The sequence below is a fragment of the Micromonospora matsumotoense genome (assembly GCF_900091525.1).
GTDB classification, from domain to species: domain Bacteria; phylum Actinomycetota; class Actinomycetes; order Mycobacteriales; family Micromonosporaceae; genus Micromonospora; species Micromonospora matsumotoensis.
Window position 1 is genome coordinate 173,041 of the sequence record NZ_FMCU01000008.1, and the last position, 22,026, is coordinate 195,066.

The 22,026-nt window shown below is 71.1% G+C and carries 20 protein-coding genes and 1 pseudogene; 15 read left to right on the forward strand and 6 right to left on the reverse strand.

Annotation, left to right across the window (positions count from 1 at the left end; genetic code table 11):
* Positions 1-141: 141 nt before the first annotated feature.
* Both GA0070216_RS36430 and GA0070216_RS36435 read right to left on the reverse strand, forming a co-directional pair.
* A complete protein-coding gene (locus GA0070216_RS36430; protein ID WP_342670759.1) occupies positions 142-378 on the reverse strand; it encodes a DIP1984 family protein in 237 nt (78 codons plus the stop codon).
* Positions 365-607: pseudogene (locus GA0070216_RS36435) on the reverse strand (DIP1984 family protein); the annotation flags it as partial. The gene GA0070216_RS36430 and the pseudogene GA0070216_RS36435, both read right to left, overlap by 14 nt.
* Positions 608-743: 136 nt before the next feature.
* On the opposite strand from GA0070216_RS36435, the gene GA0070216_RS17870 reads away from it, so the two are divergent.
* Both GA0070216_RS17870 and GA0070216_RS17875 read left to right on the forward strand, forming a co-directional pair.
* On the forward strand, positions 744-1,112 hold the full coding sequence (locus GA0070216_RS17870; protein ID WP_091247221.1) for an MmcQ/YjbR family DNA-binding protein: 369 nt from the start codon (positions 744-746) through the stop codon (positions 1,110-1,112).
* A 104-nt stretch (positions 1,113-1,216) separates the two neighbouring features.
* Positions 1,217-1,858: a DUF4291 domain-containing protein gene (locus GA0070216_RS17875; protein WP_091247395.1), complete on the forward strand. Its 642-nt coding sequence runs from the start codon at positions 1,217-1,219 to the stop codon at positions 1,856-1,858.
* A gap of 167 nt (positions 1,859-2,025) precedes the next feature.
* Here the strand turns inward: GA0070216_RS17875 and GA0070216_RS17880 are convergent, their stop codons facing one another.
* Both GA0070216_RS17880 and GA0070216_RS34570 read right to left on the reverse strand, forming a co-directional pair.
* Positions 2,026-3,393, reverse strand: a complete 1,368-nt coding sequence (locus GA0070216_RS17880; RefSeq protein WP_091247223.1) for an RING finger protein — start codon at positions 3,391-3,393, stop codon at positions 2,026-2,028.
* On the reverse strand, positions 3,390-3,941 hold the full coding sequence (locus GA0070216_RS34570) for a hypothetical protein (RefSeq protein ID WP_176739017.1): 552 nt from the start codon (positions 3,939-3,941) through the stop codon (positions 3,390-3,392). Before GA0070216_RS34570 ends, GA0070216_RS17880 begins: the two co-directional genes overlap by 4 nt.
* Before the next feature lie 355 nt (positions 3,942-4,296).
* On the opposite strand from GA0070216_RS34570, the gene GA0070216_RS36150 reads away from it, so the two are divergent.
* The 12 genes from GA0070216_RS36150 to GA0070216_RS17940 all read left to right on the forward strand — a co-directional run bounded on the left by GA0070216_RS36150 (position 4,297) and on the right by GA0070216_RS17940 (position 19,911).
* Positions 4,297-4,422, forward strand: a complete 126-nt coding sequence (locus GA0070216_RS36150) for a hypothetical protein (RefSeq protein ID WP_281190443.1) — start codon at positions 4,297-4,299, stop codon at positions 4,420-4,422.
* Positions 4,423-4,498: 76 nt separating this feature from the next.
* Positions 4,499-5,746 carry a hypothetical protein gene (locus GA0070216_RS17890; protein ID WP_091247225.1) on the forward strand — a complete coding sequence of 416 codons (1,248 nt, stop codon included), beginning with the start codon at positions 4,499-4,501 and terminating at the stop codon, positions 5,744-5,746.
* Positions 5,747-5,801: 55 nt separating this feature from the next.
* Entirely contained in the window at positions 5,802-7,898 is a 2,097-nt protein-coding gene (locus tag GA0070216_RS36155) for a tetratricopeptide repeat protein (RefSeq protein ID WP_091247228.1), read from the forward strand.
* Between the two features lie 386 nt (positions 7,899-8,284).
* Positions 8,285-8,677 carry a hypothetical protein gene (locus GA0070216_RS17900; protein WP_091247231.1) on the forward strand — a complete coding sequence of 131 codons (393 nt, stop codon included), beginning with the start codon at positions 8,285-8,287 and terminating at the stop codon, positions 8,675-8,677.
* A 1-nt stretch (position 8,678) separates the two neighbouring features.
* A complete protein-coding gene (locus GA0070216_RS17905; RefSeq protein WP_141723127.1) occupies positions 8,679-11,111 on the forward strand; it encodes a DUF4132 domain-containing protein in 2,433 nt (810 codons plus the stop codon).
* A 436-nt stretch (positions 11,112-11,547) separates the two neighbouring features.
* Positions 11,548-12,576: a LacI family DNA-binding transcriptional regulator gene (locus GA0070216_RS17910; protein WP_245722579.1), complete on the forward strand. Its 1,029-nt coding sequence runs from the start codon at positions 11,548-11,550 to the stop codon at positions 12,574-12,576.
* 86 nt (positions 12,577-12,662) lie between these two features.
* The gene (locus GA0070216_RS17915; protein ID WP_091247238.1) at positions 12,663-13,967 is read left to right on the forward strand and encodes an ABC transporter substrate-binding protein; all 1,305 of its coding nucleotides are present in this window, start codon (positions 12,663-12,665) and stop codon (positions 13,965-13,967) included.
* Between the two features lie 71 nt (positions 13,968-14,038).
* The gene (locus tag GA0070216_RS17920) at positions 14,039-15,010 is read left to right on the forward strand and encodes a carbohydrate ABC transporter permease (RefSeq protein WP_091247240.1); all 972 of its coding nucleotides are present in this window, start codon (positions 14,039-14,041) and stop codon (positions 15,008-15,010) included.
* A 1-nt stretch (position 15,011) separates the two neighbouring features.
* Positions 15,012-15,887 carry a carbohydrate ABC transporter permease gene (locus GA0070216_RS17925; RefSeq protein WP_091247242.1) on the forward strand — a complete coding sequence of 292 codons (876 nt, stop codon included), beginning with the start codon at positions 15,012-15,014 and terminating at the stop codon, positions 15,885-15,887.
* Positions 15,884-18,124 (forward strand): alpha-xylosidase, encoded by a 2,241-nt coding sequence (yicI, locus tag GA0070216_RS17930; RefSeq protein WP_091247244.1) that lies wholly within the window; start codon positions 15,884-15,886, stop codon positions 18,122-18,124. Before GA0070216_RS17925 ends, yicI begins: the two co-directional genes overlap by 4 nt.
* Positions 18,121-19,521, forward strand: a complete 1,401-nt coding sequence (locus GA0070216_RS17935; RefSeq protein WP_091247246.1) for a GH1 family beta-glucosidase — start codon at positions 18,121-18,123, stop codon at positions 19,519-19,521. Before yicI ends, GA0070216_RS17935 begins: the two co-directional genes overlap by 4 nt.
* A gap of 87 nt (positions 19,522-19,608) precedes the next feature.
* Positions 19,609-19,911, forward strand: coding sequence for a hypothetical protein (locus GA0070216_RS17940; protein WP_091247249.1), 303 nt, complete (start codon positions 19,609-19,611; stop codon positions 19,909-19,911).
* A gap of 82 nt (positions 19,912-19,993) precedes the next feature.
* Here GA0070216_RS17940 and GA0070216_RS17945 read toward each other — a convergent pair whose 3' ends face one another.
* Entirely contained in the window at positions 19,994-20,317 is a 324-nt protein-coding gene (locus tag GA0070216_RS17945; protein ID WP_176739018.1) for a nuclear transport factor 2 family protein, read from the reverse strand.
* A 119-nt stretch (positions 20,318-20,436) separates the two neighbouring features.
* The gene (locus tag GA0070216_RS17950; protein WP_091247253.1) at positions 20,437-21,303 is read right to left on the reverse strand and encodes an SDR family NAD(P)-dependent oxidoreductase; all 867 of its coding nucleotides are present in this window, start codon (positions 21,301-21,303) and stop codon (positions 20,437-20,439) included.
* Positions 21,304-21,361: 58 nt separating this feature from the next.
* Between GA0070216_RS17950 and GA0070216_RS17955 the strand changes: the two genes are divergently transcribed.
* Positions 21,362-22,018: a TetR/AcrR family transcriptional regulator gene (locus GA0070216_RS17955; protein ID WP_176739019.1), complete on the forward strand. Its 657-nt coding sequence runs from the start codon at positions 21,362-21,364 to the stop codon at positions 22,016-22,018.
* The last annotated feature ends 8 nt before the right edge of the window (positions 22,019-22,026 follow it).

The window sequence follows — 22,026 nt, forward strand, 5'->3', positions numbered from 1 at the left end:
TGTGTGCGGTGCGGGGCGTGCGGTGTGTGCCGGGGGATCGAACCCCTGCGCCTGCCCTCGGCGCGCCGGGAGTGAGCCGGAATACCCGCCGGCTCTCGGGTTCGTGCCCGCCTCCACGTCGGCTACCTGCTCCGCAACCCGTCAGTCCAGCAGGTCGACCTCCCAGTTGGTCCGCTGGATCAGGGTGTCGACCTCGCGGAGCTGCCGGGCGAGATCGTCGGCCTGGCCGCGCAGTAGCGCCACCGGCAGCGCCGGGATCATCTTCAGCTCCGACCGCAACTGCCGAAACCCCCGCTGGCCCTCCCCCCGCAGCGGCGTCGGCGGCAGAAGTGACCACGCCGTGCCGCAACCGGAGCACGTCGCGGCGGGCCAGCGCATCGGTGAGCGTGCCACCGTCGACCACGGTGGCGGCGTTGGTGCGGTTGATCCGCCGAATCAGCGTCTCCAGTTCACCGAGCACCCCGCCGACCTCCGCCAGGAGAGCCGCCGCGTCCTCCGCGGGCGTCTCACCCTCCTGGAAACGGGCGCTGGCGACGATGCGGGCACGGAGTTGTTCGGCGCGTCGCGCCGCATCCGCGCGCAGCGCCAGAGCCTCAGCAAGCTTCATGGGCACCAGTATGACCAGCGAGGATCACCCGCCGCCTCCCCAATTCATCGGGCGACGAGCGGAGGCAGCAGCAGGCACGGTGGAGCGCCGGCCGAGTCCCGGGCAGGAGGATCGGGCACCGTTGTAGCCTCTGCGGATGGCTGATGCCGACGATGTACGCCGTCTGGCGCTCGCGCTGCCCCACGCGGTGGAGATTCCCAGCGACGGCTTCGACTTCCGCGTGGAGAACAAGGGTTTCGTCTGGTCTTATCCGGAACGCGTGCCGGGGAAACCGCGGGTGATCCGCACCGATGTCGCGGTGCTCCACGTCGGTGATGAGGGGGAGAAGCAGGCACTGCTCCTCGGCGAGCCCGCCCTGTTCTTCACGACGGCCGGCTACGACGGGCTGCCCCTGGTGATGGTGCGCCTCACCGAGGTGTCAGTCGAGCGGCTGGCCGAGCTGATCACCGATGCGTGGCGGATGCGGGCGCCCGCCGAACTGCAGGAGAGCCTGCAGGACGGATGATCCCCGCGCCGCCGTGGCCGCACGCCGCGTCCTGACGCCGTGACGATGGCGTTGCGGCGGAATCCGGGTGGACCGGTCGGGTCTTGATCGTCGAGGATCGACGGGTGTCCGTTCCCGTACGCCAGATCCGTGCTCGCTATTCGACCGCGACCATCACCGTGTACCAGGCGTATCCGCCGGAGATTGCGCTGCCGGCGGTGTCGGCCGGTCGTTTCGTGGCCCCTTTCAAGCGGGACCGGATGACGTGGATCAAGCCGTCCTTCCTGTGGATGATGTACCGCTGCGGCTGGGCCACGAAGCCCGGGCAGGAGCGCGTGCTGTCCATCGACATCACCCGGGAGGGGTTCGAGTGGGCGTTGGCACGGGCGTGCCTGAGTCACTACCACCAGGGCCTGCACGGCGACGCGGCGAACTGGTCGCGGCAGTTGAAGGCCAGCCCGGTCCGGGTGCAGTGGGACCCCGAGCGGGCACTGCGCCTGCACGCGTTGCCGTACCGGTCGTTGCAGGTCGGCCTGTCCGGCAAGGCCGTCGACCGGTACGTCGACGACTGGATCGTCGCCGTCGCGGACATCACCCCCACCGTCGAGCGGGTCCGGGACCTGCTGTGCCGGGGCGACGAACAGGCAGCCGCAGCGCAGCTGCCTGTCGCGCATGTCTACCCGCTCCCGGATCGGATCGCCGCCCACCTGGACGCCAGCCCGGACACCGCTCCCGCCGAGAACCCCGAGCGGCGGCACCGGCACTGACCGGCCGCCCCTGACCGCCGCGCCGCGGCAGGACAGGGCCCGTCGCCGCCCGGATCTCGACGGCGTCGGGCACCGTCGGGCCGGACGATCCGGCTCGGGGCGCACGTTGCCCTGCCCCGGGCCACCCGGCACCTGGTCAGGTGATCACCGGCGGTCACTCGGTGGGCTCAGGACGGGAAACCCGGTGGCCGGGGCCACTGCTGCGCCTCCGGATCGGGCTGGTAGCCCGGCGGGGGTGCCGGTGGCGTGGCGGGCCGCGACGACGCCGCGGTCACTGCGGGCGGCAGGTGGCCGGCGGGCTGCGGCCCCGGGCCGGAGATCGCCGGCACGGTCGCCCTGGGCCGCCAGACCGGCTCGCCGCCGACCAGGCCACCGAAGTCGAACTGACACTTCGGGCAGGCGCGCAGCGCGGTCTCGGCACGGCGGTCACCGCACCGTTGGCAGTAGGTCACCACCGTCTCGTCGGCGTCCATCCCCTGACACCGGGGGCAGGCGAACTTCGGGCCCTTGTTGTTGAGCTGCACCAGCCGACCGGCGAGCACGTAGGGCGTGACCAACCCGCCGATGCTGCTGGCCAGGTCCCGGGTCCGTCGGGTGCGCTCCTGCATGCGTTCCATCTCCGGGTTGGCGACCTTTTCCAGCCGGCAGGTGGTGCAGGTGCGCAGCGTCCGCACCGGCAGCAGGCCGCGCAGCCGCGCCTGCTGGTGCAGGAAGGTCACCGCCGGTACGTCCGCCGGCTCGACGGCGAGCCGGTCGGCCCCGCCTGCCGCAAGGCACTCCTCGACCCGGAACACCAGCGACTGCACCTGCCCGACCAGCTTCGGCGGCATACCGCCCGGCCGGCTGACGATCAGCGTGCCGACCATCAGCATGCCGTCGGCCAACTCGGCGGGAACCTCGGCGACGGCATCGGCCGTCTCGAAGGTGAAGGTCGCCCCGCCGGTACGGGTGACCACCGCCTGCCGTTGCGCCTGCCCGTCGCCGTCGAGCAGCCGTCCCGCGTGCCGCGAGAGGGCCGCCTGCGCCCGGTTGGCCAGGCCGGCGGCGTGCTGCATCATCGCCACGTCACCCGGGCCCGTCTGCCGCCACCACGGGGCGAACGAGGCCGCCGCCGCCGGGTCGAGCCGACCGAGGACGGCGTCGACCGTGCTCAGCACGGACTCGAAGAGGCCGACGTACACCGAGGTCACACCCCAGTTCCGCCCCAGCTTGCCCGGCCAGCGGTCGACCAGCAGCACGCCCACCCGCACACCCGGGCCGTCGGCCTCCAGGGTGATCCGCAGCAGCACCGGCACCTGGGCCGGCGAGAGGGTGACGCCCCCGAAGCGGGAGCCGCGTACCGCCTCCAGGAGGCTGAGCTGCTCGACCTTCAGCGCGAACGCGAGTTCGCGGACACTGCGCAGCAGCTGCTGGCGGGCCACGCTCGGCGGGACGCCGAGCCGTCGTTCCACGCCGGCCGCCAGCCGGCCGGGCTCCAGCCCGGCCGCGGCGGCCGGCGGCACGGCACCGGGTCCACCGGCGTCAGCCCAACTCATTCCGCTACGTCGTACGAGGTGCTGGCGTCGTAGCCCCCGGCGTCATACGACGTGCTCGTGTCGTACGACGTGCTCGTGTCGTACGAGGTGCTCGTGTCGTACGAGGTGGTGTCGTAGGAGGTGCTGGTGTCGTACGAGGTGTCGGTCAGGGAGGTGTCGGTGCCGCTGGTGGCCCAGTCGACCTCGGCGGCGGCGGTCTCCACGTGGTCGACGACGGCGTCGGAGTAGTCGTCGGAGACCGTGTAGTTGTTCTCGGCGATGTTCGCGTGGTCGGCCGCCCGGGCCATGGCGCTCTCGGCGACCTCGGTGTTGCCGGCCGCGGCGTTCTCCACGGCGTAGTCGGCCCAGTCCTGGGCGGAGTCGGCCCAGTCGTCGCCGCTGTCCGCGTGCCAGTTCGACCAGTCCTGATCGTTGACCGCGCCGCTGATCTCGCTCTCCACGATGGACGCCGCCGGCTCCGGCAGCGCCGCCACCGCCTCCGTCAGGGTGGTGTCCCCGATCGGAGTGTCGGTGGTCAGGAAGTCTCCCCAGTCCGAGTCGGCATTCATGCGTGATTCCCCAGATTCTGATGAACGTTGCGGTAGGCGGTCGTCGCCCGGGCGATCCGGCCGAACGACCAGAACTGTCCCACGACCACGCCAGGGGTCGCGCGGTCGCGGCGGTGGGGCCGCAGAGCATCGGCCGAGGTCACGGCAGGTGCCGGCCGGTAGGGGCGGGCGATGGTGTCAACATGTCGACAGATTCCGGCCGCCGCCGCGCGTGGGCCACTGGTCCGGCCCGCCCCGCCGTCAGTGGTTTCTCCACCCCGAGTCGGGCTTTAACGGCTCTCTAGGTCGGCTCAAGTCTTGTCGATAACCTGTGATCGGCTCACTACCGAGCGCCCCGATTCGAGGAGGGTTCGCCATGAACACCCAGGATGTGAAGGCCGTGCGGCCGATGAAGAAGATCACCGTCCGCAAGGCCGGGTCGGTCCGGCTGACCGCCAACGCGAACTCCCTGTACGCCCCCTTCTCCTGCTGGCCGTTCTGATCGTGGCGCGCCGCCCGGCCGGGTCTTCCGGTCGGGCGGCGCTCCGCCCGGACCGACACCACCACAGGAGGACGGCATGAGCGGCCACGCCGGCACCGATCAGGTCATCGTCCCGGCCGGGGAACCGGGCTTCGACCCGGATCGGCAGGTGCAGGTACCGCGTCTGTCGTTCCTGCCCGAGGGCGACGGTGTCGTGGTGGGCAACGCGGACACCGACTCGTATGCGGTCCTGCCCACCGATGGCGCGGAGCTCCTGCGACGGCTCGCCGAGGGGATGACGCCCCGGGCCGCCGCCGCCTGGTATGCCGAAACCTACGGCGAGGAGGTCGACATGGCCGAACTTCTCGCCGATCTGGCCGAACTGGGCCTGGTCGCCCTGTCTGACACCGTCGGGCGGGTCACTCCCTCCGCACCCGCACCGGTAAGATGGCAGCGGTTGGGCCGTGCCCTCTTCTCTCCGGTGGCCCTGCTCGCCTACGCGGCGTTGATCGTGGCCGCCGTCGCCGTCGCGGTGGCTCAACCCGACCTGCGCCCGCACTACCGGGCCATCTTTTTCACCGACTACCTGACAGTCGTCACGATCGTGCTGGCCGTCGGCCAGTGGCCGCTGATCGCCCTGCACGAGTCCGCGCACGCGCTGGCGGGGCGACGGTTGGGGCTGAGGAGCCGGCTGACCATCGGATACCGGTTGCAGTATCTGGTCTTCGAGACGGTGATGGACGGTCTGGTCACCGTCCCGCGCCGCAAGCGCTGGGTGCCGATGCTTGCCGGCATCGGCGTGGACCTGGTCGTGATGGCGCTGCTGACCCTCGCCGCCGCGGCGTTGCGCGAGCCCGACGGCTCGCTGCCGCTGCTCGCGCGGCTCTGCCTCGCGTTGAGCTTCGGCGCGCTGCTCCGCGTCGCCTGGCAGTTCTTCCTCTACCTGCGTACCGACCTGTACTACCTGCTCACCCTGGTGCTCGGCACGGTCGACCTGCACGGCAGCGCCAGCGTGCTGCTGCGGCACCGGTTCCGCCGGCTGACCGGCCGGCCGGGCCTGGACCAGCAGTGGGCACAACTACACCCCGTCGACCGGCGGACCGCACGCTGGTACTCGTGGGTGATGGTCGCCGGGTACGCCGCCACCCTGGCCACGCTGACCTTCGCCATCGTGCCGGCGGGCATCCACTTCTTCGCCGAGGCGCTGGCCGAACTCGACGGCCGGCACGGCACCGACAACCTCGTCGACTCCGCCGTGGTGCTCGTGCTCAGCGTGGCCGAACTGGCCTTTGTCGGCTACCTGGCCCTGCGCACCCGACGCCGCGCCCGGACCACGCCGGCCTGAACGCGGCCGCCATCGCAGACAACCGACGGCCCCGTGACCATTCGAAAGGTGAACCGTGCCGCAGACCCCGCACCGCTGGATCAGGGCCGCTCGACACCACGACCGGCAACGGCTGCTGACCACCGGGATCGACGTGCCCGTGCTCGCCGACCTCGATGCCCACCGGTGGTTGCGCGGGCCGTACACGGCTGCCGGCACGCTGCTGCGCGCCCTGGTGCCGACGATGCTGGCGCGGCGTCCGGACCTCGTCGCCCGGCACCAGATCGAGATCCTCTCGGTCGCGCCGGAGTTGCGGGAACTCATTCCGGCCACCCGGGAGACGCTGACCTCGCTCGCGGTGCCGGCGGAACGCACCCGGTTCTACTCCCGGATGCGGACCCTGCGCCACGCGCACGGGCTCGTCGACCTGCTCGACGCATGGCTGCGGCACCTCGACGACGGACCGAGGTGTCTGGTGGTGGAAAACCTGCACGAGGCGGACCCGACCGACCGGGAGTTCGTCGGGACGCTGCTGCGCCGGGCCGACCCCGACCTGCTGCACCTGCGGGTGGCGACGGCCACCGACTCGGTCGACGAGCCGCCCGGGGCGGTCGCCGTCCCGATCCTCGGTGCCCTCCAGCGGCACGCGGTGGCCGTGGACGGCGATCCGTCGCAGCCGGCGACCGAGCTGCCCGCCGACCCGGCGTCGCGCGCCCGGGCCTATGTCGACGGTGACTGTGTCGACGACGACCCGGCGGTGCTGACCGCCTACCGGGAGCTGCCGGCGCCGGTGCGGGCCGCCCTGCACGACGACCGGGCCGATGAACTGCTCGCCACCGGGCAGTGGTCGTGGCGGCTCGGTGCCGTCGCGCTGCATCGGGAACGGGGCCGCGCGCCGGGCTCGACCGGTGCCGACGCGCTGCGCGAGGCACTCGAATACTGCGTCAACCTGGGCTTCTACCACGCCACCCTGGACTACGGTGCGCGTGGCCGGGCGGTGATCGACTGGTCCGGACAGGTGGAGCACTGGTGGGCGTTCACCACCAAGATGACCACCTCGTTGATGGCGTTGGAACGGCCGCTGGAGGCGTTGGACCTCTATGACGAGGCGCGGGCGCAGACCGACAGCGGCATGGTGCACATGCAGGCGGCGTACGCCACCGCCATGATCTACACCCGGCACCTGGAAACCGGGAAGCGGGACCACCGCAAGGCGCGGGCCTGGTGCAACGCGGCGATCGCGTTTGCCCGGCTGGCTCCGAACCCGCAGGACAGCGCCGCCAACCTGGTCTTCAACCGCAACGGTCTGGCCCTGGTGGCGATGCACGAGGGCAAACTCACCGAGGCGCTGGACCTGATCACCACCGGCATCGCCAGCATGGAGGACGCCCTGAGCGACGACAAGCACCTGCTCCACCGCTCGGTGCTGCGTCACAACCGCTCACAACTACTCTCCGCCCTGGGCCGGCCGGAGGAGGCGCTGGCCGATCTGGAGACGGTCATCGCGATCGATCCCCACTATGCCGAGTACCACCTCGACCGGGGCACGCTGCTGCGCCGGCTGGGCCGTCTCGACGAGGCGTTGGAGAGCTACGAGCAGGCGTCGCGGCTCTCCCCGCCCTTCCCTGAGGTGCACTACAACCGGGCCGACGTGCTGCTGGAACTCGGTGCTCTCGAGCAGGCCCTGGCAGGCTTCGACAGGGTGCTCGACCTCGACCCGGAGCACCTGGACGCCCGGATCAACCGGGCCGGGCTGCGCCAGGGGCTCGGCGACGTCGAGGGGGCGTGGGCCGACGTCCGGGCCGGGCTGGCGCTCGACCCGGACAACGGCCACCTGCTCTGCGTACAGGGACAACTGGAGCTGGAGGCGGACCCGGAACAGGCCCGGCGGACGCTGACCGACGCCGTGGCGGCCGATCCGAGGCTCGCCGCCGGCTGGGCCGCCCGGGGGGTGGCCAGCTACGAGCTGGGCGACCTGCCGGCTGCCATCGCCGACCTCGGCCACGCGCTGGAACTCGACGACGATCCGGCAGTCCGTTTCAACCGGGCCCTCGCCCTGGCCGACGCCGGCCGGCAGGCCGAGGCGGATGCCGACTTCCAGGCGTGTGTGGCGGCGGACCCGACGCTCGCCGCCGAGGTGGCCGAACAACGCGAGCGACTGCTGCCCGCCTGAGCGCGGCCGGCCCGGGACCTCACCCGGCGCCGGCCGGGTTGACGGGGCGGTCCACGTCGGAGTCCCACGATGACGGGGCCACCCCCGGTCCTGCTCCGGGTCTGCGGGCTGGTCGCGACGGCCGGGTGGTGGGTGGGTACCGGCCGGGAGCGGTGGCTCGTCAGCTACGGCGGCTCCACGCCGGCGAATTCGAGGAGCTCGAACGTCGGGCGAGCCTGGGCTGCTGGTCGCCGCCGACGCGGCGACCAGCAGCCCAGGCCGTCGTCGCGCTTGTCACGTATCACCCGCCGCCGGGGCACACAGCGGCGGCGACTCCCGCTGACCGGACGGTCCCGTCGGACCGTCGTGCCATGATGCCGCTCACCCAAGGCAAGGAGCACGGCGCAATGGCCACGGTGACGGTTCGGGACGAGACGGCGACCGGCAGGGCGATCGATCAGTGGCCGCTGGCCGGCCTGCCGGAGCGCATCTCCGCGCGGGAGTTGGTCCGGTTGCGCGTCCGCGAGGAGGTGGCGCGGTTCAACGCCGACCAGACGGACCTCTTCCGGGGTCTGGTGCGGCCGACCGACGCGGAGGCGACGTGGAACGGCTACCGGGTCGGTCAGGGTCGGCGGCTGGACTGGGAACGCCAGGCGGACGCCGCCTGTGCCGCCTTCGCCCGTAACGGCTTCGTGCTGCTGGTGGGTGACCGCCAGGTCGAGGACCTGGACGAGGAGATCGACCTGCTCGCGGAGCCCGAGGTGGCCTTCGTGCGGCTCGTTGCCCTGGTGGGTGGCTGAGGTGGCCGACTGGACACGGCTGCTTCCCCCGCTGAGCGCGGCGGATCGCCAGCGGGTGGAGACCGGGGTCGCCGAAGCCGATGCCCAGGTTCGGCCGCTGCTCCGGCGGGCCAGCACCTACCACTGGACGTCGTCGGTGACCCACACCCCCGAGTGGGCCGTCACCGGGTCGTGGCCGACCGGGCTTCGCCGCTGTGCCGCGCTGGCCATGCACCTGGAGGTGGTGGCCAGTTCGATGCCGTCGGTGCTGAACAACGTCGTACGGAGTCTCGCCGACGGTGAGCACGACTGGACCCGGGCGGATCTTCTGTGGTGTCTGGAGGCTGTCGGACAGGGGCTCGACTACGACCTCGGCGTCCGCCTGGAATTGCCGGCGACGATCGCCGCGCACCTGGCTCCCGCCGACCTGGCCGATCTCGCGCCGGCGATCTCGGGCCTGTTCGACGAACTCGCCGCGAGCAACGTCCCGACGGCCGGCCCTCGACGTCGGGTCGTCACGCTGATCGGGGAGGCGCTCGACCGTGCCACGGATCGCCGCGTGCCGTCCTGGTTGCTGCACCCCGGAGATGAGTTCGGTCCGCTCGTCCGCGCCGGCCTGGGGGACGTCCTCGCCGCGCCGGGCGTGCCCGAGTTGCTGGTGCACTGTGCCTCACTCGACAAGCCGGCGGCGTCGGCGACCTGGCTGCGCGGCCTGGACCAGCAGCTCACGACCGCGACCGACGGGAGGAAGGCGGTCCGTACGATCCTGGAGGCGTTCGCCGCCCACCGGCACCCGGTGCACGACGACTCGGACCGCCTCCTGCGTGGCCTGGTGTGGGCGCTGTCGCGGGAGTCGGACGAGGCAGCGACGGACCTGCTGACCCGGGTCACCGCCGCCGCCTCGGCAGCGCCCCGCCAGGCGGCGGGTTTCCCCCACGCCCAGCGCACCGCGATCGCGGCCGTGCAACTGCTCGCCGGGCGCGACGGTGAGGCGCCGGTGCGAACCCTGGCGCGGCTCGCGGTGACCGTGAAGAACAAGGCGGTACGCAGTCGGGTGCACACCGCGCTGACCCGCCTCGGCGCTCTGCGGGGGTGGTCACTGAGCGAGGTGCTGGAACTCGCCGTCGACGACCACGGGCTCGACCCGGCCGGGACCCGGCGGACCCCCGTCGGCCCGTACGAGGCGACGGTGCGGGTCGAGGGTGAGAAGGCCCGCCTGACCTTCGCCCGCGGCGACGTCGGGCTCAAGGGCGTTCCCGCGGTGCTCAAGGAGACACACGCCGGCGAGCTGAGACAGCTGCGCGACTCGGTGAAGGCCATCAACGCGACGCTGACCGCCGAGCGCCAACGGGTGGAGGCGTTGCTGTCCGAGGAGCGCACCTGGGCGTACCCGGACTGGGCGTCCCGCTTCCTGGACCACCCGGTCACCGGGACGTACGGGCGGCGGCTGCTCTGGGAGACCAGCGCCGACGGGTGCGACTGGTCGGCGGGCCTGCCCCGCGAGGACGCCGACGGGTGGGTGATCGTCGGTCTCGACGGGCGGCCGGTCCGTGGGGGCCGGGTCCGGCTGTGGCACCCCGTCCGCGCCGGGATGGACGAGGCCCTCGCCTGGCGTGACCGGGTGCTCGGCACGGGCCTGACGCAGCCGTTCAAGCAGGCATTCCGCGAGGTCTACCTGCTCACACCGGCCGAGGAGCGGACCGGTTCCTACTCCAACCGGTTCGCCGCGCACATCCTGCGCTACCGCCAGGCGAACGCGCTCATGCGCGCCCGCGGCTGGCAGGCCGGCTACCTGGGCACCTGGGACGGCGGGTACGACAGCGAAGCCACGAAGCTCTTCGGCGGCGGCGCGTGGCGGGCGTCCTTCCACCACCAACTGGTCGGCACGGACGATCCCCAGAACTACGACGTCGACCACTGCGCCACCGATCAGGTGCGTTTCGCCCGATCCGACGGCGCGACCTGGCAACCCGTCCCGGTCGCGGACGTGCCACCGCTGGTGTTCACCGAGGCGATGCGGGACGTGGACCTGTTCGTCGGCGTCACCTCCATCGCCACCGACCCGCAGTGGGCCGACCGGGGCGAGGACCGGTTCCGGGACTACTGGCACCGCACCGTGGTCGGGGCACTGACCCCGTCGGCGGAGATACGCCGCGACGCCCTGGCCCGGCTGCTCCCCCGGATGGCCATCGCCGACCGGGTCACCCTCACGGACCGCTACCTGCACGTACGCGGGAACCTGCGCGGCTACCGGATCCACCTCGGCTCGGGCAACATCCTGATGGAGCCCCACGACGCCTACCTGTGCATCGTCCCCGCGCGCGGGGGCACCGGGCGGCTGCACCTGCCGTTCGAGGACGACCCCATGCTGTCGATGATCCTGTCGAAGGCGATCATGCTCGCCGCCGACGACACGATCACCGACCCCACGGTGGTGGCACAGTTCGCCCCATGACCGGCGGGGCGCGACCGCACGTCCCGCTCCGTGGTGTCGACACGACGTTCCACATGGCCATGCGGGGCAACCGCCGCCTGCACCACCTCATCGGTAATCACGTGCCGGCCGCTTCGTCGCCGAAGGCGGCCGGTTGATCAGCCGCTTGCGCTGTTGCGTGGACGAGGAAGCCCAGCACACCGCGCCCGCCTGACGGCTCGCCGGGCACGCACCTGACGGTTGGCTGACGGTCCCGGCCCCCACCGACATCCGGCCGGGTCGCCGCGCCCACCCGGCCGAGGAGCTCGGGCACGACTGACGTGACTTCCTTCGACATCGGCTATTGACGTCGATGTAACAGGGGGCTTAGCGTCTGTCGAACCGCTTCGTCGAACCGCTTCGACGACTACCCGGATGCGGTTGCCTGCCTGGCCGGAGGAGGTGCGCGGTGGCCACCATGCATGACGTCGCCCGCCTGGCGCAGGTCTCGGTCAGCACCGTGTCCTACGTCCTCACCGGTGCCCGGCCGATCTCCCAGGCCACCCGGGCCAAGGTGCTCACCGCCATGGCCGAACTCGACTACCAGCCCAACGCCATGGCCCGTGGCCTGGCCAGTCGGCGCAGCCGGATCCTGGGCCTGCTGCTGCCGATGGACGAGCGCGGCCTCGGCGCGACCGAGACGGCGTTCGTCACCGGGGCCGCCGCGGCGGCCAGCGCCGTCGGCTACCACCTGGTGTTGTCGCCCGTCGGTGGGGGCGGTGACCTCGACGGTCTGCGCCGGCTGGCCAGCCAGCGGATGTTCGACGGCGTCGTGCTGATGGAGGTGCAGCTCGCCGACGAGCGGGTCACCGCGCTCCAGCAGGCCGGTGTGCCGCTGGTGCTGATCGGGCGCACCGGGGACACCGACGGGCTCTCCTACGTCGACATCGACTTCGCGCAGACCGTGCGGGAGGCGGTGGCGCACCTGGTCGGCCTGGGGCACCGGCAGATCGTCTACGTCAACCACTCGGCCGAGACCCTGGCCAGCGGTTACGGGCCGGCGCTGCGTACCCGGGACGCCTTTGTCACGGCCATGACCGGCCACGGCCTGGAGCCGGTCATGATCCCGGCCCAGGACAGCGCCGCAGGCGGGCGGGCCGCGCTGGCCGCCGCCTTCGCGCGGACGCCGGACCTGACGGCGGTGCTGGCCATGAACGAGACGGCGGTCTTCGGCATCCTCGGCGAACTGACCGCGCGGGGGCTGGCCGTGCCCGACGACGTGTCGGTCGTCTCGATGGTCACCTCGCCGCAGGTCGCCGAGCTGGCCACCCCGGCGCTGACCACGATGACGTCGCCCGGGTCGGCGATGGGCCGGATCGCGATCGAGGCGCTGGTGCGCCATCTGGACGGGGCCGGTGACGAGCGCCACCAGCAACTGCTGCCGTGCGCGCTGGAGATCCGGGGATCGACCGCAGCACCACGAAGCCGCCACACCGATGGGGGCTGACCAGGAGAAACGGTCCGTCGCCGCGCGGCAACGCGACGACGGACCCAGTGAAGTACCGGGCTCGATACTCAACGAGGAGGATAGCAATGCAGCGATTCCGCCGGATCGTCGTCGCGATCGCCCTGGCGGCGACCGCGACGACCACCGTGGCCGCGTGCGGCGACGACGACAGCGGTGACGACAGCGGCGCCACGACCCTCAAGCTCTGGCACTACGAGGGCGAGAGCAGCGCGATGGGGGTCGGCTGGGACCGGGCCATCGAGATCTTCAAGACCGAGCACCCGGGCGTCGAGGTGCGCTTCGAGCGCAAGGCCTTCGAGCAGATCCAGCAGAACGCCGGCATGATCATCAACTCGTCCGAGGGCCCGGACATCATGGAGTACAACAAGGGCAACGCGACGGCCGGCCTGCTGTCGTCCCAGGGTCTGCTCACCGACCTCAGCGACGAGGCGTCGAAGCGCGGGTGGGCCGACAAGCTCAGCCCCAGCCTGCAGACCACCGCGCGCTACAGCGACAAGGGCGTGATGGGGTCGGGCAACTGGTTCGGCGTGCCGAACTACGGCGAGTACGTCACGGTCTACTACAACAAGGACCTGTTCGACCGTAACGGCGTCACGGTGCCCACCACCATGGCGGAGCTGACCGCCGCGATGGACACCTTCGTCGGCAAGGGCATCACCCCGCTCGGCACGGCCGGTGCCGAGTACCCGGCCGGGCAGCTCTTCTACCAGCTGGCCCTGTCGAAGGCCGACCGGCAGTTCGTCGACAACTACCAGCTCTACAAGAACCCGGTCGACTTCCGTGCCGACCCGCTGAAGTACGGCGCGGACACCTTCGCCGACTGGGTGCGCAGGGGCTACGTGGCCAAGGACTCGGCGAGCCTCAAGGCCGAGGACATGGGCACCGCGTTCATCGCGGGCAAGACGCCGATGATCGTGTCGGGCAGCTGGTGGTACGGCCGATTCAAGGCCGAGATGAAGGCCAACTGGGACACCTTCCTGTTCCCGGGCAACACCCTCAACGCCGGCTCGTCGGGCAACCTCTGGGTCGTCCCGACCAGCAGCAAGGCCAAGAGCCTGGCGTACGACTTCATCGACATCACCCTGCGCCCGGAGATCCAGGACCTGATCGGCAACAACGGTGGCATCCCGGTGGCCGGCGACCCCGCCAAGATCAGCGATCCGAAGGACCGCAGGCTGATCGGGGACTTCAACACGGTCAGCAAGCAGGACGGTCTGGCGTTCTACCCGGACTGGCCGGTGCCCGGCTACTACGACGTGCTGGTCGGCGGGTTCCAGAGCCTGATCAACGGGTCCAAGTCCCCCGACCAGGTGCTCGACACGATCGCCAAGCCGTACGCCGATGGCGTCAAGGAGATCACCGGCAAGTGACACGGCGAGCGGCGGGCGCGACCGGCAGCACGGCCGACGCGCCCGCCCACCCCCGCCGGGAAGGGTCCTCCATGGCAGTCCCCGACACCGTCGCCGGCACACCCTCGGCGGCGACCCGCACCCCCGCGCCCGCGCCCCGCCGCCGACCGGGGGGCCGCGCTGCGGCGTACTGGCTCTACCTGCTCCCCGGAGCGGCGCTGTTCATCCTGGTCATCGGCGTGCCGCTGGTGGGTACCGGCTACCTGTCGCTGACCCGGTGGTCGGGCGTCGGTGACCCCACCTTCGTCGGGTGGGACAACTACCAGCGGTTGCTGTCCGACGAGGTGTTCTGGGCGTCGTTCCGCAACACCGTGGCGATGATCGTCGCGATGGTGGTGGTGCCGACCCTGCTCGGGCTGCTGCTCGCCTCGGTGCTCTTCGACGTCATCGGGCGTCGGTTCAGGCCGCGTACGGCGGCGGCGTTGCGGGCCGCGTTCTATCTGCCGCAGGTGCTGCCCGTGGTGGTGGCGGGCATCGTCTGGGGTTGGATCCTGCGCCCCGACGGCGCGTTCAACAGTCTGCTCGACGCGGTCGGCCTCGGGGCGCTGCGCCACGACTGGTTGGGCGACCCGGACACCGCGCTGCCGGCGGTGATGGCGGTGATGATCTGGGTGCAGATCGGTTATCCGGTGGTCGTGTTCATGGCGGCGTTGCAGCGGGTCGACCCGGAGCTGTACGAGGCGGCCGAGGTCGACGGGGCGAACTGGCGGCACCGGTTCCGGGCGATCACCCTCCCGCAGATCCGACCGGAGACCTTCGTGGTGGCCCTGACCTGCACCATCGCCGCCCTGAAGGTGTTCGGGCCGATCTACGCGCTGACCCGGGGCGGCCCGGAGAACGCCACCAACGTGCCGTCGTACTTCGCGTACTACACGTTCTTCAAGAAGCTCCAGGTCGGGTACGGGTCCGCGATCTCCACCGTGCTCACGGTGATCATCGTGGTGGTGGCCGTGGCCTTCATCGCGGTGCAGGCCCGCACCGAACGCCGGGACCGGGGGTTCTGAGATGGCCGTCACGATCACCGAGGTTCCCCTGCGCCGGCGGGTGCGCGACCGGCACCACCGGGGCGTGCGCCGTTGGGTGGTGCTCGCACTGGTCACCGTGGGCGCGCTGGTCATGCTGGTGCCGTTCGCGTTCATGCTGCTCAACGCGTTCAAGTCGCCCGGTGACTACTCGTCGGGCGGGCCGCTGAGCTGGCCGACGGAGTTCTACACGTGGGGCCTGCGGACGTACTGGTCCGAGGTGAACTTCCCGCTCAAGCTGTGGAACTCGGCGCTCATCGCCGGGTCCGTGGCGGTGCTCGGCGTCGTCGTGTCGCTACTCAACGCGTACGCCCTGGGTATCGGCCGGGTCCGTGGCCGGCTGTGGATCGTCGGGTTGTTCCTGCTGGCCAACATGTTGCCGCAGGAGGCGTTGATCTACCCGCTGTACTACGTCGCCAAGGAGATCGGCCTCTACAACACCCGACTGTCGGTGATCATCATCTTCACCGTCATCCAGAGCGCGTTCGGCACGTACCTGCTCGCCTCGGTGCTGGGCACGTTCCCCCGCGCGCTGTTGGAGGCCGCGGCGCTGGACGGCGCCGGCACGTGGACGGTGCTGTGGCGGGTGGTCTTCCCCCACCTGCGGCCGACCCTGGCCGTCCTGCTCATCTTCTTCTTCATCTGGACCTGGAACGAGTTCCTCATCCCGCTGGTCATGCTGATCGACAACCAGACCCAGACCATCCCGGTCGCCCTCGCATCGTTGCAGGGTGACCGGCTGATGGACGCCCCGACGACCAACGCCGGCGCCCTGATCAGCCTGGTGCCGGCCATCCTGTTCTTCCTCATCTTCCAGCGCACCCTGGCGCGCGGCATCACGGCAGGAGCCGAGAAGTGAAGTTCACCGACGGGTACTGGCAACTACGCCCGGGGGTCAGCGTGCTGCGCCCCGGCACGGTCGAATCGGTCGAGCCGGACGACCGCGGCTTCACCGTCTTCGCGCCGGCCGGTCAGATCAACGGTCGCGGCGACACGCTCAACCGGCCCGTCGTCACCGTCCGCTTCTTCTCCCCCGCGCCCGGCGTGGTCGGGGTCACCATCGGGCACCACAGCGGCGGGCTGGTCCGCGAACCCCACTTCGGGTTGCACACCGACGACACCCACCCGGTCACCGTCGACATCACCGGGATCAGCGCGTCGCTGACCACCGGCGAGCTGACCGTGCGGGTCGCGCTGATCGACGGCTGGCGGGTCGAGTTCCGGCACGGCGACCGGCTGGTCACCGCGTCCACCGGGCGCAGCGTCGGCATCGTCACCGACGGCGAGGGCCGCCGGTACGTGCACGAACGGCTCGCGCTCGGCGTCGGCGAGACGGTGTACGGGTTGGGCGAGCGGTTCGGCCCGTTCGTCAAGAACGGTCAGACGGTCGACGTCTGGAACGCCGACGGCGGCACCGCCAGCGAGCAGGCGTACAAGAACGTGCCGTTCTATCTCAGCAGCGCCGGCTACGGGGTGTTCGTGGACCACCCGGAGCACGTGTCGTTCGAGGTCGGCTCGGAGGTCGTCGCGCAGACCCAGTTCAGCGTCGAGGGCCAGTCGCTCACCTACCACGTCATCGACGGGCCCACCCCGAAGGACGTGCTGCGTCGCTACACGGCGCTGACCGGCCGGCCGGCCCGGGTGCCCGCCTGGTCGTACGGGCTGTGGCTGTCCACGTCGTTCACCACGTCGTACGACGAGAAGACGGTGACCGAGTTCGTCGACGGGATGGCCGAGCGGGACCTGCCGCTGTCGGTGTTCCACTTCGACTGCTTCTGGATGCGCCAGTTCCACTGGGTCGACTTCGTGTGGGACCCGGCGACCTTCCCCGACCCGGAGGGCATGCTGCGCCGGCTGCACGAGCGGGGCCTGAAGGTGTGCGTGTGGATCAACCCGTACATCGCGCAGCGTTCGTACCTGTTCGAGGAGGGCCGCCAGGCCGGTTACCTGGTGCGCAACCCGGACGGGTCGGTGTGGCAGTGGGACAAGTGGCAGGCCGGCATGGCGCTCGTCGACTTCACCAACCCGGACGCGGTGGCCTGGTTCACCGGCAAGCTCAAGGCACTGCTGGACATGGGCGTCGACTGCTTCAAGACCGACTTCGGGGAGCGCATCCCGACCGACGTGGTGTGGCACGACGGGTCGGACCCCCAGCGCATGCACAACTACTACTCCCACCTCTACAACAAGGCGGTCTTCGCGCTGTTGGAGGCCGAGCGGGGCGAGGGCGAGGCGGTGCTGTTCGCCCGCTCGGCCACCGCCGGCGGCCAGCAGTTCCCGGTGCACTGGGGCGGCGACTGCGAGTCGACGTTCGTCGCGATGGCCGAGTCGCTGCGCGGCGGGCTGTCCCTGGCGGCGTCCGGTTTCGGCTACTGGAGCCACGACATCGGCGGCTTCGAGGGCACCCCCGACCCGGCGGTGTTCAAGCGGTGGATCGCGTTCGGCCTGCTCTCCTCGCACTCGCGGCTGCACGGCTCCGGCTCGTACCGGGTGCCGTGGGCGTACGACGAGGAGGCCGTGGACGTGCTGCGCCACTTCACCCGGCTCAAGCTCAGCCTGATGCCGTACCTGGCGGCGACGGCCGAGCAGGCGCACCGCGACGGTGTCCCGATGATGCGTCCGATGATCGTGGAGTTCCCGGACGACCCGGCCGTGGCGCACCTCGACCGGCAGTACATGCTCGGCGCGGACGTGCTGGTCGCGCCGGTGCTCAGCGCCGACGGGCAGGTCACCTTCTATGTGCCCGCCGGCACCTGGACGCACCTGGTCACCGGCGCGCAGCTCACCGGCCCGAGGTGGGTGACCGAGAAGCACGGGTACGACAGCCTGCCGGTGCTCGCCCGGCCCGGCGCGGTCATCGGGTTCGGGGCGCGCTCCGACCGGCCCGACTACGACTGGGCCGACGGGGTGGAGCTGCGGCTCTACGCTCCGGCGGAGGGGCAACGGCAGCGGGTACGCATCCCGGCGCCCGGCGAGGGGCCGGGCGCGCAGTTCGAGGTGAGCTTCCGGGGCGGGGTGGCGACCGCCGAGTTGGTGGCGGGCGAGTCGTCGGGGTACCACTGTGTGGTGGCCGGCGCGGAGAGGGCGGGACGATGACGGCACGGAACTTCCCGGAGAGCTTCGTCTGGGGGTCGGCCACGGCGGCGTACCAGATCGAGGGCGCGGCCACCGAGGACGGTCGTGGTCGGTCCATCTGGGACACCTACAGCCACACCCCCGGGCGGACCCGCAACGGCGACACCGGTGACGTGGCCGCCGACCACTACCACCGGTGGCCGCAGGACCTGGACCACCTCGCCGAGCTGGGGCTGGGCGCGTACCGTTTCTCGATCTCCTGGCCCCGGGTGCAGCCGGGCGGCTCCGGGCGGTTCCACTCCGCCGGCCTGGACTTCTACTCGCGGCTGGTCGACGGCCTGCTGGAGCGCGGCATCCGACCGGTCGCGACCATGTACCACTGGGACCTGCCGCAGGAGTTGGAGGACGCCGGCGGGTGGCCGGCGCGGGAGACGGCGCTACGCTTCGCGCAGTACGCCGCGGGGATCGTCGGCGCGCTCGGCGACCGGGTGCACACCTGGACCACGCTCAACGAGCCGTGGTGTTCGGCGTACCTGGGTTACGGCTCCGGCGTACACGCGCCCGGTCGGACCGAGCCGGCGGCCGCACTGGCGGCGGTGCACCACCTGAACCTGGCGCACGGCCTGGCCGGGCGGGTGGTCCGGGAGCTGGTGCCGAGCGCCGAGCTGTCGGTGACGCTGAACCTGCACGTCGTGCGGGGCGCATCCGACTCGGCCGCCGACTGCGACGCGGTCCGGCGGATCGACGCGTTGGCGAACCGGGCGTTCCTCGGCCCGATGCTGGACGGGGCGTACCCGGCCGACCTGCTGGCCGACACCGCCGCCGTCACCGACTGGTCGTTCGTGCGTCAGGATGACGAGAAGCTGATCGCGGTGCCGCTGGACGTGCTCGGGGTCAACTACTACTCCAGCACCCTGGTCCGCGCCTGGGACGGACACTCGGCCCGCTCCGACGCCGACGGGCACGGCGCCTCGGCCCACTCGCCGTGGGTGGGCGCCGAGGACGTCGACTTCCTGCCGCAGCCCGGCCCGTACACGGCGATGGGGTGGAACATCGACCCGCCGGCCTTCACCGAGCTGCTGCTGCGGTTGCGTCGCGAGTACCCCGGCCAGCCGTTGATGATCACCGAGAACGGCGCGGCGTTCGACGACGTGGTGTCGGCCGACGGGCGGGTCCACGACGACCGGCGAATCGACTACCTGCGCCGGCACATCGGCGCGGTGGCCGAGGCCCGCGCGCAGGGCGCGGACGTCCGGGGCTACTTCGTCTGGTCGCTGCTGGACAACTTCGAGTGGGGCTACGGCTACGACCGCCGCTTCGGCATCATCCGCGTCGACTACGACACTCAGGAGCGCACCTGGAAGGACAGCGCCCACTGGTACCGCCACCTGGTCGCCAGCGGCCAGTTGGACGACTAGGTTCGCGGTGGGCCCGTCGTCGGCGGGCCCACCGCGGTCGAGGCGGCGCCGGACTTCGCGCTGCTGGCCCCGGCGACGCTCAATGTGGTGTGTTTCCGTTACCGGCCGCCGGGTGTCACCGACGAGGAGGCCGACCGGCTGAACACGGCGCTCGGGTCCGCCGTTCTCGACGACGGCCGCGTCCACCTGGGCACCACCCGGCATCGGGGCCGGGTCGCCTTCCGCCCGGCTCTCGTCACCTGGCGGACCACGGCGTCGGACGTGGCTCAGTTGCCGGCGTGCTGCGGCAGCTGGCCGGGCAACTCGACGATCTGCCGCCTGCGCCGTCAGGCCACCGCAACAGCGTCGCGGACGATCGCCCCGCTGCGGCGAGGTCCGACCGAACACTGAGCCCTGACCGGGTGTCGGCTGCCGGCCACCGCGACCTTCGTGGGCTGGGGCGGCACCTCGGGCCGCCCCAGCCGGTGACGGATCAGACAGGGGCGATCGCGAGGTCGGTGACCTGGCCGTCCTTGATGCCGAACACGAACGAGAAGGACAGCGGCCCGCCGGGGAAGTCGCCGTCCCCGGAGGCCACCAGCCGGTCGTCCGCGAACGAGGTCGGCGTGAGCACGATCTTGGGGGTGATCAGATGCCCCTGGATCCACTCGCGGATCTCGGTCTCGCCGGCCCAGGTTTTCCCGTCATCGCGCACGGTGGCCCCGTCGCCGAAGACCGCGACCAGCGCGTTCGCGTCGTGCGCGTTGGTGGCTGCGATGAAGTTCTCGACAACGTCGGGCAGCGTGATGTCATTCATGTCTACTCTCCGGTTTCTCGGGTGCCAGGACGCGAGGGCGTGCTGGCACATCCCTGCGGTACCTCAGCAGCACGATGCCGATGAGGCGGCGGCCCGTCACCGGCTGTGCAGCGCGGTGATCAGCTCAAGGCGTCGACACCACTGTGGCGACAGGCGCAGAAGTCCGCACTGCGTGAGAGCTTCTCGTTCGCGTGCAGCTCCGCGAGTGCGTTCTCGTGCATCGCCACAACGACGTCGTAGCCGGAGTTGCCGAGCACGATCCGGTGCGGTGGAACGGGTGCGTTCATCGCGCTGACCACGGCTTGCACGCCACGAACAGGGTCACCTGCCTGCTTGCCGTTGGCGTCCACGAACGCCGCCTTGACGGCCTCGACCATCGGCACGTAGGCGTCGACGGTCTCGTTGACGGGCTCGTTCTGGAAGTAGGAGAAGGCGCTGGTACGGAAGGCTCCCGGCTCTACGGCGAGCACGCGTACACCGAACGGCTCGACTTCCTGGCGCAGCGTCTCGGTGAGTCCTTCGATCGCGAACTTCGCCGCCGCGTAGTAGCCGAACCCCTGTGCGCCGACGAGGCCGGCCACCGACGACATGTTCACGATCCAGCCGTCGCCGCGTGCCCGCATACCCGGGAGGACCGCGCGGATCACTTCGACGACGGCGAACAGGTTGAGGTCGAACGTGCGGCGGATCGTCTCGTCGGGGGCCCCCTCGATCGAGCCGTACCAGCCACGGCCCGCGCTGTTGACGAGCACGTCGATTCCGCCGAACCGTTCCTCTGCCGTCTTGACCGCCGCACGCACCTGGTCGGAATCGGTGACATCGAGCTGGAGAACCAGGACACGGTCGCCGTACGGTTCAGCCCATTCCTGCAGTTCAGAGGGTCGACGCGCGGTCACCGCCACCTGGTCTCCCTGGGCCAGTGCAGCCCCGGCATAGACCAGGCCGAACCCTCCGGGCGTCCCACCAGTGATGAACCAGGTCCTCATGGACTTCTCCCCTCGCTATAGAGAGCAATGTAGCGCTACATGAGTTACCATAGCAAGCGTGAAGAACGCACGGGATCGCCTCCTGCTCGCCGCGGCGGAGTTGCTGGAGAGCGGCGCTACGGTGTCCACGAGGGCGGTGTGCGAACGCGCCGGGGTGCAGGCCCCGACGCTGTACCACCACTTCGGCAGCAAGCAGGGCCTGATCGATGCCGTGGCGAACCACGGCTTCACCCAGTACACGGCCGTCGAGAACTCGGGCGACCCGCTGGACGACCTGCGCAAGGGCTGGGACCGGCACGTGCAGTTCGGGCTGGAGCACCCGTCGTTCTACGGGTTGCTCTACGGCCGCGCCGAGCCGGGAAAACCCTGCGCCGTCACCGCTCCCGCGCACGCCGCGTTACGTGAGCGGTTCACCGCCGCAGCGACCCAGGGCAGGCTCAAGGTGCCGGCGGGCGACGCCGCCGAACAGGTGCTCGCCGCCAACGTCGGCATTACGCTCACCTTGATCAGCCAGACGGAGCCGGACTTCGGGCTGTCCGGACGCGTCCGTGAGGCCGCGCTGGCCGGAGTCCTGCACGCACCCTCCGCCGCCGCCCCCGCGACCCGCGCAAGCGCTGCATTGACGTTGCGTGCGCTGGTCGACAACGACCCGGGCGACCTCACCCCCGGCGAACGCGCACTACTCGACGAGCTGCTGGAGCGCCTGGCACGCTAGTAGTTCTT